Source organism: Pseudomonas sp. LPB0260 (assembly GCF_013388395.1).
The window spans coordinates 4,664,201-4,677,156 of the sequence record NZ_CP058247.1 but is presented as its reverse complement, the minus strand read 5'-3'; the positions used below and the strand labels follow the sequence as shown (position 1 = coordinate 4,677,156).

Here is a 12,956-nt window from a genome sequence, read left to right as displayed (position 1 = left end):
CTTATGGCCGGGTACGGAAGCCTGTTCGAACGCCTCGGTGGCGAGGCCGGCCAGCGCGCCGGCTGGGACCGCGAGGTCGCCGCCATGGCATCGGTGGCTGCCCACCTGGCCAAGATGCTCAGCACCCGGGCGGGCAGCGTGCAGACGCTGCCCGACTACGGGTTGCCCGATTTGAACGATATGCGCCTGTCGCTGCACGACTCGCTGCAGCAGGCGCGTATCGCCATCGAACGCTTCATCGAGGCGTACGAACCGCGTTTGCGTCAGGTGCGGGTGATCTCCCTGCCGCGCAGCCACGACCCGCTGAGCCTGTCCTTTTCCATCGAGGGCCTGCTGCAGGTCGACGGCATCAAACGCCAGGTCAGTTTCTCCGCGCGCCTGGATGGCAGCGGACAAGTGAACGTCCATTGAGGAGCGACAAGGATGTCCGGTAAACCCGCCGCCCGCTTGAACGACCCCACCGCCTGCCCGATTCCCGGTCACGGCAACAACCCGATCGCCGCCGGCTCCCCCGACGTGCTGTTCGACGGCCTGCCCGCCGCCCGCCAAGGCGACCCCTCGGCCTGCGGCGGCGCCTTGGCCAGCGCGGTGATTCCCACCGTGCTGATCAACGGCAAGCCGGCGACCACCATCGGCACCGTGGGCAGTCATGGCAATGTGGTGACGGCGGGTTCCGGGACTGTGCTGATTGGCACCAGTGGGGGGGGGGCAGCTTTTACCGCGCCAGCGCCAGTGGTAATGGCTGGTGTCTTTAATGAGCATTTCGTTTTGCGCGACGCTAGCAGCGGGCAGCCACTAACCGGTCACGCCTATCGTCTTGAAACCGACTCAGGGAAGGTGATTCACGGCGTAACAGACGAGCAAGGCAAAACTCAGCTGATCTCAGCCGGAAAAGCCGAAGGCGTAACCCTGACTCTGGAGCCGCAAACAGCTCTGGTGATCGCTTAATGAGCCAGCCGATGACCACTACCCTGTCCAAGCTGACCCCTGCAAGCCAAGTGGCAGGCAAGGAAACTCCTGTAGAGACCTTCAAGATCACCGACATCCCTCTTGCAATGGATACGTTGGGTTGGAAAGAAGGCGCCCGCGTAATGCGTAAATGGTTCACTGGTCCTGCTTATGAGCTGCCCAAGGACGTGAAACGCGGCAGCGTCTCACCCAGCAACCTGGCCCCCGCTCAACTGCTCACCGACCTTCCTTTCGACTGGCTGTTCAGCAGCTCGACTAGGGTTCAGCGCCATGTCGAGGAACTGATCTCCGAGCTGAGCAATGTCACCGAATTCAACGCCACGGTAGGACGTTTAAAGACACCACTCGACCAGCTTTCCAAAGGGTTGATCGTATTAATGACTCGCTTGCAGCGCATCGGCCATCTCGACGGGAAGGCTCGCACGTTGAAGAACGCGTACGAGGACTTCAGCGGTCTCTCCGCAATTCAGCTGGAAGACACCTCTCAGTTCAACCTAATCCGCATCGGCGCAAGCACTTGGGAAAAGGCTACCGACGACCTTGACGACGTATACGGCGCATTGGGCAGTTTCGCCATAAAGATTGCCGCCACCAAATTTCGCACAATGGCTAACGATCACGGATTCCCTGCTATTGAGATTGAGGAAATCGGCCTGTACGTCCGAGATACCTATGACTTCCTAAATGTCGATGGCGATCAGCTACTGGGCTATTGGAATAAGAAAGCTGTCATCCGACCTGGCCCCATCGATTACTTGGCTGAGCCGGACTACATCGACAAAGCCGACGATCGATACTTCAAGGTTACCAATGGCAGCTTCAACAGTTATCGAAAGAAATGGAACAAAGGCGGCGACTTCCTCATTTTTTCGACCGTCAAACGCTACCCCGTGTCCATCGTCGTACACCTAAACGATGTCGACTTTGATGAATTCAAAGCGCGTGCCTCGAGCATCTGAGAACCCCATGCCCAGCAGACTTCGGAACAAGATTGTTTTGCTTATTGCGGCAGTGGTTATGCTGGTGCCGTTGGCCATCTGGTTGTACGTAAAGACCAACCTCAGCCGAAACACCGAGCCCTATGCAACGACTTGGAGCGAATCCCGCGCCTGCTATATCAACGCCTACATTCCAAAATTCTCCTCTCTGGGTGTACCCGGGAAACTCATCAAGCTCTTTAGCAGTGACGCCTACTTCCGGGTGTACCGCAAGGATGGAACGCTGCTGAAGAGTTCTGAATGGCTGCTTTGGCAACGCGAATTCGCCGACAGCGAAAGCGAGAAGTGGGTGAACGGAAACGCCATCTACCCTACCGACGACGGTTATGCAGGCTGGTCTCTGCGAGAGTGCGGTTGACTAAGTGTTATTTCGCAACCGAACGCTAGAAGAACAGGCCATACGGCTCTAGAAAATCAGGGATTGATCAGTGTCTTTCAACCATTACTACCAGAGCGAACTCACCGCCCTGCGCCAACTGGGCAAGCGCTTTGCCGAGCGTAGCCCGGCGTTGGCGCCGTTTCTCGGGCAGAGCGGGCGCGACCCGGATGTCGAGCGCCTGCTGGAGGGCTTCGCCTTTCTCACCGGGCGCCTGCGGCAGAAGCTCGACGACGAGCTGCCGGAGCTGACCCACTCGCTGATGCACCTGCTGTGGCCGAACTACATGCGTCCGCTGCCGGCCTTCAGCATGCTCCAGTTCGACCCGCTCAAGCGCCCCGGTCCGGCCCTGCCGGTGCCGCGCCATACGCCGGTGGAGTCCAGGCCGATCCAGGGCGTGACCTGCCGCTTTCGCACCGCCTTCGCCACCGAGGTGCTGCCGCTGGCGCTCAACGGCCTGGATTATTCGGTCAAGGGCGACGGCGCGCTGCTCAGCCTGCGCCTGGGCATGAGCGCCGACGGCCACCTCGGTGAGCTCAACCTCAAGCAGCTGCGCCTGCACCTGGCCGGCGAGCGCTATATCAGTCAGCTGCTCTACCTCGGCCTGCTGCGCCATCTGAGCGGCATCCAGCTGGTGCTGCTCGGCGCCGACGGCCAGGCCCTGGTCAAGGACACGGGCGGCCAGGCGGTGGCCAACCTGCGCCTGGGCGCCGAACAGTTGCAGCCGGTGGGTTTCGACGAAGATCAGGCGCTGATCCCCTATCCGCTGAACACCTTCCGTGGCTACCGCTACCTGCAGGAATACTTCGCCTTCCAGGACAAGTTCCTGTTCGTCGACCTCAAGGGCCTGGATGCGCTCAAGCGCCTGCCCGCGGAGCTGCTCGAGCAGGCCCGCGGCCTGGAACTGCGCTTCGACATCGTCAAGGCCGGGGTGCAGCGCATTCGCCCGACCCTGGACAACGTGCGCCTGTACTGCACGCCGGTGGTCAACCTGTTCGCCCACGACGCCATCCCGATCCGCCTGGACGGCAAGCAGGACCAGTACCTGCTGCTGCCGGCCGAGTTCGATTCGCAGCACTGCGGGGTGTTCTCGGTGGACCGGGTCACCGGCTGGAAACCCGGCGGCCAGGGCTACGAGGAATACGTGCCGTTCGAGTCCTTCGAGCACGACCCGAGCTTCGACGTGCCCCTGGCGCGGCCGCACTACAGCGTGCGCCAGCAGCCGTCGCTGCTCGGCGACGGCCTGGAAACCTACCTGAGCTTCGGCCTGCGCAACCTCGACCAGCACGAGACGCTGTCGATCGAGCTGACCTGCACCAACCAGAACCTGCCCCGGCAACTGGGCCTGGGCGATATCTGCATGCCCAGCGAGGACACCCCGGAGTTCCTGACCTTCCGCAATATCAGCGCGGTGACGCCCAGCTACGCGCCGCCGCTGCACCGCGACTTCCTCTGGAAACTGATCAGCAACATGTCGCTGAACTACCTGTCGCTGGCCAACGTCGAGGCGCTCAAGGTGATCCTCGAGACCTACGACCTGCCGCGCTACTACGACCAGCACGCCGAAAAGGTCAGCAAACGCCTGCTCGGCGGTCTGCAAGGCATCCGCCACCAGCACGTCGACCGCCTGCACCGCGGACTGCCGGTGCGCGGGGTGCGCACCGAGCTGACGATGAACCCCGAAGGCTACGTGGGCGAGGGCGACCTGTTCCTCTTCGCCTCGGTGCTCAATGAATTTTTCGCCCTCTACGCCAGCCTCAACTCGTACCACGAGCTGCGCGTGCAGAGCACACAGGGAGAGGTGTACCAATGGACGCCGCGCATGGGGCAACAGCCCCTGCTCTAAGCCGCTTGAGTCGGGGCATCCGCGAGTACAGCCTGTTCCAGGGTGTGCAGCTGGTGCTGGATCGCCTGCGGGCCGCCCATCCCCAGCTGGATGACGAGGCCCTGCAGCAGCGCCTGGAATTCCAGGCCAATCCCAGCCTGGGCTTTCCCGGCAGCGATATCGATCGCGTGCAGTTCTTCGAGGAGCACGGCGAGCTGCGCGCGCGCCTGCGCATCAACCTGGTCAGCCTGTTCGGTGCCGGCTCACCGCTGCCGGCCTTCTATGGCGAGCAGGCCCTGGGCGACAGCGAAGACGGCAACCCGACGCGCGACTTCCTCGACCTGTTCAACAACCGCCTGCAGCGCCTGCTGCTGCCGATCTGGCAGAAGTACCGCTACCACGCGCGATTCCACAGCGGCGCCCTGGACCCCTTCTCCGAGCAGCTGTTCGCCCTGATCGGCCTGGGTGGCGCGCAGATTCGCGCCGCCACCGAACTGAACTGGAAGCGCCTGCTGCCCTACCTCGGCCTGCTCAGCCTGCGCGCCCATTCGGCGGCGCTGATCGAGTCGGTGCTGCGCTACTACTTCAAGCACGCCGAGTTGCATATCGAGCAATGCCTGGAGCGCCAGGTGGAGATCCTCGGCGAGCAACGCAACCGCCTCGGCCTGGCCAACAGCCAACTGGGCGAGAGCCTGGTGCTGGGCGAGTTCGTGCGCGACCGCGGCGGCAAGTTCCGCATCCATATCCGCCAGCTCGGCTGGCAGCGCTTCCACGAATTCCTGCCGATCGGCAGCGGCTACCAACCCCTGTGCGCGCTGGTGCGCTTCACCCTGCGCGACCCGCTGGACTACGACATCCGCCTGGAGCTGCGCCAGGACGAGATCCGCGAACTGTGCATCGGCGCCGACAATCCCTGCCGCCTCGGCTGGACCAGCTGGCTCGGCCGTGACCGGGCCGACGGCCTGGTCACCCTCGGCAGCAAAGCTCACTAAGGACAGAGAGACAATGATCAACGTCGACTTGCAACAACTGGTACAGGCCCTGGACGCCGAGACCCGCCGCGACCTGGAGGCCGCCGCCGAGCGCTGCGTGATCCGCGGCGGCAGCAAGATCCTCGTCGAGGACCTGCTGCTCGGCCTGCTCGAGCGCCCCGATGGCCTGCTCGGACGGGCCCTGCAGGACGCCGAGGTGGACCCCGGCGAACTGGCCCGCGCCCTGCAACCACGCGGCGAGCACAGCGAGTCGCGCAACCCGGTGTTCTCCACCGAACTGGTGCAATGGCTGCAGGACGCCCTGCTGGTGGCCAGCCTGGAGCTCGGCCAGAGCCAGGTGGCGCAGGCCGCGCTGATCCTCGCCCTGCTGCGCAACCCGATGCGCTATGCCGGTAGCCACTATCAGCCGCTGCTGGCCAAGCTGAACGCCGAGCGGTTGCGCGACTTCGCCCTGGCCCAGCAGCCTGAAACCGGCGGCGCTAGGCCAGTCGCCGCGGGGGAGTCCAACCTCAAGCGCTTTACCCACAACTTCACCCAGCAGGCCCGCGACGGCAAGCTCGACCCGGTGCTGTGCCGCGACGCGGCGATCCGCCAGATGGTCGACATCCTCGCCCGCCGGCGCAAGAACAACCCGATCGTGGTCGGCGAAGCCGGCGTCGGCAAGACCGCCATCGTCGAGGGCCTGGCCCTGCGCATCGCCAGCGGCGAGGTGCCGGAGGCGCTCAGGGGCGTCGAACTGCTGTGCCTGGACCTCGGCCTGCTGCAGGCCGGCGCCAGCGTCAAGGGCGAGTTCGAGCGCCGCCTGCAAGGGGTGATCGACGAGGTCAAGGCTTCGCCCAAGCCGATCATCCTGTTCATCGACGAAGCCCACACCCTGATCGGCGCCGGTGGCCAGGCCGGCAGCGGCGACGCCGCCAACCTGCTCAAGCCGGCCCTTGCGCGCGGCGAGCTGCGCACCATCGCCGCCACCACCTGGAGCGAGTACAAGAAGTACTTCGAGAAGGACCCGGCCCTGGCCCGGCGCTTCCAGCCGGTGCAACTGCACGAGCCGACAGTCGCCGAGGCGCTGACCATTCTCCGTGGCCTGGCTCCGGTCTACGAGAAGAGCCACGGCATCTACCTGCGCGACGATGCGGTGGCCGCCGCCGCCGAACTGTCCGCCCGCTACCTGGCCGGTCGCCAGCTGCCGGACAAGGCGGTGGACGTGCTCGACACCGCCTGCGCCCGCGTGCGCATCAGCCTGGCCGCCGCGCCGGAGGCCCTGGAGCGCCTGCGCGGCGAGATCGCCGAAGGCCAGCGCCAGGACCAGGCCCTGCGCCGCGACCGCGACGCCGGCCTGGCGATCGACGCAGACGCCCTGGCCCAGTTGCAGACGCGCCTGGGCGAAGCGCGCGCCGAACTGGAGCAGCTGGAAACCCGCTGGGCCACGCAGCGTGCCCTCGCCGAGCGCCTGCTGGAACTGCGCCAGCTGTGTGCAACTGCGCGCCAGGGCTCCGGCAACGAGCAAGCCGACGCCGAACCGGCAGCCGACCTGCAGCAACTGGAAGCCGAGCTGTGCGAGACCCAGGCGCAGCTGGCCGCCGCCCAGGCCGCCGAGCGCCTGGTCAGCCATGAAGTCTGCCCGCGCCTGGTGGCCGAAGTGATCAGCCATTGGACCGGCGTGCCGCTGAGCCAACTGGCTCGCGAGCACAACAGCAAGGTGCTCAGCTTCGCCAGCGACCTGGCCCAACGGGTGCGCGGCCAGCCCCAGGCGATCGCAGCCCTGGACCGCGCCACGCGCGCCACCGCCGCCGGCCTGAACAAGCCCGACGCGCCGGTCGGGGTGTTCCTGCTGGTCGGCCCCAGCGGCGTCGGCAAGACCGAAACCGCCCTGGCCCTGGCCGACCTGCTGTACGGCGGCGAGCGCTTCCTCACCACCATCAACATGTCCGAGTTCCAGGAGAAGCACACGGTATCGCGGCTGATCGGCGCACCACCCGGCTACGTCGGCTACGGCGAGGGCGGCATGCTCACCGAGGCGGTGCGCCAGAAGCCGTACTCGGTGATCCTCCTCGACGAGGTGGAAAAGGCCGACCCGGACGTGATGAACGTCTTCTATCAGATCTTCGACAAGGGTGTGGCCAACGACGGCGAAGGGCGCGAGATCAACTTCCGCAACTGCCTGATCCTGATGACCAGCAACCTCGCCAGCGAGCGCATCGATGCCCTTTGCCAGGCCGGCCAGCGCCCGGCCAGCGAGGACCTGGAGCTGGCCATCCGCCCGACCCTGAGCCAGCACTTCAAGCCGGCGCTGCTGGCGCGCATGCGCGTGGTGCCCTACTACCCGGTGGGCGGAGAGGTGCTGAACGAGCTGGTCACCCTCAAGCTGGCGCGTTTCGGCGAGCGCCTGGCGCGCCGCCAGCTGCACTTCAGCCACTGCCCGGCCCTGGTGACGCACCTGGCCGAGCGCTGCAGCCAGGGCGACAGCGGCGCGCGTCTGATCGACCACCTGCTCGACCAGCACCTGCAGCCCCTGGTGGTCGACCGTCTGCTCGCCGCCATGGCCGGCGGCGAGGCGCTGCAGCGGGTACACGCCACCCTCGATGGCGAAGGAGCGCTGGTCTGTGAATTCGCCTGAACTGCCGCCGCTGTTTCATCAGGTCCCGCGGCCGCTGCACTTCGCCGAGGCCCTGCTGCAGCGCTACGCCGGGCTGGTGCGCACGGCCGATGTCGACAGCCTGCTCGGTGGCCTGGTCGAAGCGGCGGCACAGCTGGCCGACTGCCAACTGAGCCAGCTGTACCTGCTCGACAGCACCCACACGCGCCTGACCCTGTGCGCCGAATGGCTGGACGGCCTGCTGCAGCCACGCCAGGCCGACAGCCTGCCGAGCGACTACGACGGCGAACAGCTGCTGCAGTTCTGCCTGTGCCAGAACCAGGTGCTCAGCCTCGCCGAGCTGGACGCCAGCCTGCACCAGAGCGGCTTTCTGCCGGATGCCGCACGGCCCTGGCGCAGCCTGCTGTGCCTGCCGCTGCTGGACGAGCGCAAGCGCGTCAGCGGCCTGCTGCTGTGCGCCGACCACGCCCCCCGCGAGCTGCTCGGGTTCGCCGGCGCCCTGGGCCAGCTCGGCGCCTTCGCGATCGCCCAGCTGCACCTGCTGCAACGCCTGCGCGCGCCCAGCGGCGACAAGCCGCCGGTCGCCCAGCCCAGCCCCTGTGCCAGCGGCTATGGCCTGATCGGCGACAGCCCGCGCATGCGCGACGTCTATCGGCTGATCGGCAAGGTGCTGCACAACCCGGTCAGCGTGCTGCTGACCGGCGAGACCGGCACCGGCAAGGAACTGGTGGCCCGCGCCATCCACGACTGCGGCCTGCGCCGCAGCAAGGCCTTTATCGTGCAGAACTGCGCCTCGCTGCCGGAGAACCTGCTGGAAAGCGAGCTGTTCGGCTACCGCAAGGGCGCCTTCACCGGTGCCGAACGGGACCGCAAGGGCCTGTTCGATGCGGCCGATGGCGGCACCCTTTTCCTCGACGAGATCGGAGACATGCCCCTGAGCCTGCAGGCCAAGCTGCTGCGCGTGCTGCAGGAGGGTGAGGTACGCCCGCTGGGCTCGACCTCGACGCACAAGGTCGACGTGCGCATCGTCGCCGCCACCCACCGCGACCTGCGCAGCCAGGTCGAGCAGGGGCGCTTCCGCGAGGACCTGTTCTATCGGCTGTCGCACTTCCCCATCGAGCTGCCGCCGCTGCGCGAGCGCGACGAAGACATCCTGCGCCTGGCCCGGCATTTCGCCGACAAGGCCAGCGCCTTCCTCCAGCGCGACCCGTGCCGCTGGTCCGACGCCGCCCTGGCGCAACTGGCCAGCTACGCCTTTCCCGGCAACGTGCGCGAGCTCAAGGGCCTGGTCGAGCGCGCCGTGCTGCTGTGCGAAGGCGGCGAACTGCTGCCCGAGCACTTCAACCTGCAGCACGACAGCCAGGCCGACGACGCCTGCATGAACCTGCGCGAACGCCTGGAGCGGGTCGAGCGCAACCTGCTGCTCGACTGCCTGCGCAAGAACCGCGGCAACCAGAGCCAGGCCGCCCGCGAACTGGGCCTGCCACGGCGCACCCTGCTGTACCGCATGGACCGGCTGAGCATCAGCCCGGCGGACGTATAAGGCTCAAGGAGACGAGCATGTTCAATGCAGCCAACCAGACCCACTTCAGCCTCAACCTCGGCGGTGCCGAGCACGACCTGCAGGTGCTCGCGTTCAGCGGCCGCGAGGCGCTCAACCAGCCCTTCGAGTTCGAGCTGGAGCTGGTCAGCGAGCGCCCCGATCTCGACCTGGAAAGCCTGCTGCACCAGCCGGCCTTCCTCGCCTTCGCGCCGGGCGGCGGCATTCACGGGCTGGTCTACCGCGTCGCCCAGGGCGACTCCGGCCAGCGTCTGACCCGCTACCACCTCAGCCTGCGCCCGCAACTGGCGTACCTGGCCCACCGCCTCAACCAGCGCATCTTCCAGCACCTGCCGGTCGCGAAGATCATCGGCCAGGTGCTCGAGGAGCACGGCATCCAGGCCAATGCCTACCGCTTCCAGCTCGGCTCGGCCTATCCCGAGCGCGAGTACTGCGTGCAGTACGACGAGAGCGACCTGCACTTCATCCAGCGCCTGTGCGAGGAAGAGGGCATCCACTACCACTTCCAGCACAGCGCCGACGGCCATGTGCTGGTGTTCGGCGACGACCAGACGGTGTTCCCTCGGCTGGCGCCTACCGCCTACCAGCAGGACAGCGGCCTGGTGGCCGACGAGCCGGTGATCAAGCGTTTCGGCCTGCGCCTGGAAACCCGCAGCAGCCGGGTCGGCCGCCGCGACTACGACTTCGAGAAGCCGCGCCTGCTGATGGAGGCCGCCTTCACCAGCGAGTTCAGCCCGGACCTGGAGGACTACGACTACCCCGGTCGTTTCGTCGAGCGCGAGCGCGGCAAGCACCTGAGCAGACGCGCCCTGGAACGCCACCGCCATGACTACGAACTGGCCCGGGGCGAAAGCGACCAGCCGCTGCTGGTCAGCGGCCACTTCCTCGACCTCAGCGGCCATCCGCGCGCGGACTGGAACCAGCTGTGGCTGCTCACCGAGATCGAGCACGAGGGCAAGCAGCCCCAGGTGCTGGAAGAGTCGGTGACCAGCGACGTCGAATCCGCTGACGGCTTTACCCAGGGCTACCGCAACCGCTTCAGCGCCACGCCCTGGGACGTGGCCTTCCGCCCGCCCCTGCGCCATCCCAAGCCCCAGGTGCTGGGCAGCCAGAGCGCCGTGGTCACCGGCCCTGCGGGCGAGGAGATCCACTGCGACCAGTACGGCCGGGTCAAGGTGCAGTTCCACTGGGACCGCGAGGGCCAGGCCGACGACAAGACCAGCTGCTGGCTACGGGTGTCGAGCAGCTGGGCCGGCGACCGCTACGGCGGCATCGCCATCCCCCGTGTCGGCATGGAAGTGCTGGTGACCTTCCTCGAAGGCGACCCCGACCAGCCGCTGGTCACCGGCTGCCTGTACCACAAGGAACACGTGGTGCCCTACGACCTGCCGGCGAACAAGACCCGCAGCCTGTTCAAGACCCTCAGCTCTCCCGGCGGTGGCGGCTATAACGAGCTGCGTATCGAGGACCGCAAGGGCGCCGAGCAGATCTACGTCCACGCCCAGCGCGACTGGGACGAGAACATCGAGCACGACCAGAAGATCCGCGTCGGCCACCAGCGCCACGACAGCGTCGAAGCCAACAGCCACAGCGAGTTCAAGGCCGAGGAACACCGCACCACCCACCTCGACCGCAAGGTCGAGGCCCGCAGCGACGACCACCTGACGGTCGGCCAGAAGCAGCACGTGAAGGTCGGCAGCGGCCAGTACGTCGAGGCCGGCAGCGAGATCCACTACTACGCCGGCAGCAAGGTGGTGATCGACGCCGGCATGGAACTCACCGCGGCCGGCGGCGGCAGCTTCCTCAAGCTCGATCCCGGCGGCGTCACCCTGAGCGGCGCCAATATCAAGATGAACTCCGGCGGCAGCCCGGGCACAGGCTCGGGCATCAAGATCAAGCCGCCGCTCATCCCCAATGCGGCGGATCAGGACAAGGCCGGCGAGCGCACCCAGCAGGCCCTGCTCAACAGCGTGCCGCCCGCGCCGAAGCGCACCAGCCTGAACCCACTGCGCCTGATCTCCGCCGCCGAGCAGGCCGTGCCCTTCTGCAAGGAATGCGCGGAAAAGCGCGCCCAGGCAATGGCAGGTAGTGCGTCATGAAGTCGTTTCAGGACTGGCTGACCGACTGGCAGCAACGCGCGGCTGACGAACAGCAGGTGGTCTACGCCCTGCTCGACGGCGCCCAGGACGCCAAGCTGCTGCAGCACATCTGGACCGCGCACCCCGACCCGCAGGCGGAGAGCCTGTTCCTGCACACCCCACGCGCCGAACTGAGCGAACAGGGCCCCTGGCTGCTGCATCTGGATGGAGAACCGGCACCGTGGCAGGAGTTGCTGGCCCAACTGGAACAGCGCCCGCTGGGCATCCTGGTCGCCAGCCCGGCCCCGCTGGCCGAACTGGCCGAGCACCTGCGCCATCTGCTCGACGCTCGCCTGGCCGATGGCGAGCTGGCGCTGATGCGCTACTACGACCCGCAGGTGATGGCCGGCCTGCAAGACCCTGCCTGCGCCTACTGGCGCGCCCAGGCCATCCGCGCCGGCGAAGCTTGGGCCGCCTGGCTGCCGCTGGAGGCTCGCGACTGCCACCTGCAAGGCCCCGCCCGCGACGCCGCGCCGCTGCCCTTGGCACCCGCCGAAATCGCCATAGACGCGGACATGCAACAGGCCCTGGCCCGCGCCAGTGCGATTCCGCGCCTGCTCGGCCAACTGCACCAGCACTACCCCGAGCCCCTGGCGCAGTGGACAGCCCAGGATCAATACCAGTGGGCCGCGCAGTTGGATAAGCGCCTGCAACAGCACGGCATCAGCGACCGCCAGGACCGGCTGTTTCTCGCCGTGCTGGCGCTCGAGCAAGGTGAGCAACTTTGGTTGGAGCCTCAGATACAAGCGGCACTGGAGCGTAAGCAATCAACCCCAGATATCGCGTTGAGCGAACTACTGCTGGCCTGCCCCCCGACAGTGCAAACAGACCTTAAAGAGCAAATCTAGATGAGCATATTGAGAATCAACTTCAAATTGACAGGCGTGCTACTTGCACTCTTTTCGCTTATTTCGAATACCGGATGCGCCAGCAAGAGCCCAGCAAGTGACGTGGACCAAGCTCAATACAATATACAGATAGGTTCTAGCGCGCCGATCCATGGGCAGGCTCTTACGCTCCGAAACGGAGCCCAGGTATTTCACAGCCCAGTTGGCGGTGGTGCCCTGTCCGGCGGCTGGGAAAATCCAGAAACACTGGAGGAAACCTTTGACGGAACGCGCATCGCACTGTCTGGCAAAAACATAGTTCCAAGGACAGCACAAGCGAATTGGTTTTCGTATCAGACACAGAAGTACTACACAGCGCAAATTGCGCTATCACCTGACCTGCCCGACCTTATCAAGGCCCACGCAAAAGCCTTTGGAGAGAACACTACTGAACCTGCATTAATATTCGTTCTCGGCCCCAGGGGTGAAATGAAATCGGCTCTAAAGTCGTCCTGTTCCTACAGATACGTTTGCGGGAGAAATGAAAAAGTCACCGTTATTGGATATGGAACTGGGGAGGAAACAGCCGGCGATCCCAAGGTATACCTCAAGGGCACTATAAAAAGAATAAAAAAAGGAAGAATACAACCAATACCCGGGATCGAGCAATAACA

The 12,956-nt window shown here is 65.7% G+C and carries 11 protein-coding genes; all 11 read left to right on the top strand.

Annotation, left to right across the window (positions count from 1 at the left end):
• Positions 1-3: 3 nt before the first annotated feature.
• The 11 genes from tssE to LPB260_RS20800 all read left to right on the top strand — a co-directional run bounded on the left by tssE (position 4) and on the right by LPB260_RS20800 (position 12,954).
• Complete coding sequence (tssE, locus tag LPB260_RS20850; RefSeq protein WP_208707780.1) at positions 4-411, top strand: type VI secretion system baseplate subunit TssE; 408 nt, start codon at positions 4-6, stop codon at positions 409-411.
• Positions 412-423: 12 nt separating this feature from the next.
• The gene (locus LPB260_RS20845; RefSeq protein WP_208707779.1) at positions 424-948 is read left to right on the top strand and encodes a PAAR domain-containing protein; all 525 of its coding nucleotides are present in this window, start codon (positions 424-426) and stop codon (positions 946-948) included.
• An 11-nt stretch (positions 949-959) separates the two neighbouring features.
• Positions 960-1,928 carry a DUF6402 family protein gene (locus LPB260_RS20840; RefSeq protein WP_208707778.1) on the top strand — a complete coding sequence of 323 codons (969 nt, stop codon included), beginning with the start codon at positions 960-962 and terminating at the stop codon, positions 1,926-1,928.
• Positions 1,929-1,935: 7 nt separating this feature from the next.
• Positions 1,936-2,325, top strand: a complete 390-nt coding sequence (locus tag LPB260_RS20835) for a hypothetical protein (protein WP_208707777.1) — start codon at positions 1,936-1,938, stop codon at positions 2,323-2,325.
• Positions 2,326-2,395: 70 nt separating this feature from the next.
• Positions 2,396-4,189, top strand: coding sequence for a type VI secretion system baseplate subunit TssF (gene tssF / locus LPB260_RS20830; protein WP_208707776.1), 1,794 nt, complete (start codon positions 2,396-2,398; stop codon positions 4,187-4,189).
• Positions 4,153-5,160: a type VI secretion system baseplate subunit TssG gene (gene tssG, locus LPB260_RS20825; RefSeq protein WP_208707775.1), complete on the top strand. Its 1,008-nt coding sequence runs from the start codon at positions 4,153-4,155 to the stop codon at positions 5,158-5,160. The genes tssF and tssG overlap by 37 nt, the downstream gene beginning before the upstream one ends.
• A gap of 13 nt (positions 5,161-5,173) precedes the next feature.
• The gene (tssH, locus tag LPB260_RS20820) at positions 5,174-7,777 is read left to right on the top strand and encodes a type VI secretion system ATPase TssH (protein WP_208707774.1); all 2,604 of its coding nucleotides are present in this window, start codon (positions 5,174-5,176) and stop codon (positions 7,775-7,777) included.
• A gap of 10 nt (positions 7,778-7,787) precedes the next feature.
• The gene (locus tag LPB260_RS20815) at positions 7,788-9,299 is read left to right on the top strand and encodes a sigma 54-interacting transcriptional regulator (RefSeq protein WP_208710069.1); all 1,512 of its coding nucleotides are present in this window, start codon (positions 7,788-7,790) and stop codon (positions 9,297-9,299) included.
• Between the two features lie 17 nt (positions 9,300-9,316).
• Entirely contained in the window at positions 9,317-11,416 is a 2,100-nt protein-coding gene (locus tag LPB260_RS20810; protein ID WP_208707773.1) for a type VI secretion system tip protein VgrG, read from the top strand.
• The gene (locus LPB260_RS20805; RefSeq protein ID WP_208707772.1) at positions 11,413-12,303 is read left to right on the top strand and encodes a DUF4123 domain-containing protein; all 891 of its coding nucleotides are present in this window, start codon (positions 11,413-11,415) and stop codon (positions 12,301-12,303) included. The genes LPB260_RS20810 and LPB260_RS20805 overlap by 4 nt, the downstream gene beginning before the upstream one ends.
• Positions 12,304-12,954: a DUF2931 family protein gene (locus LPB260_RS20800; protein ID WP_208707771.1), complete on the top strand. Its 651-nt coding sequence runs from the start codon at positions 12,304-12,306 to the stop codon at positions 12,952-12,954.
• Positions 12,955-12,956: the final 2 nt, after the last annotated feature.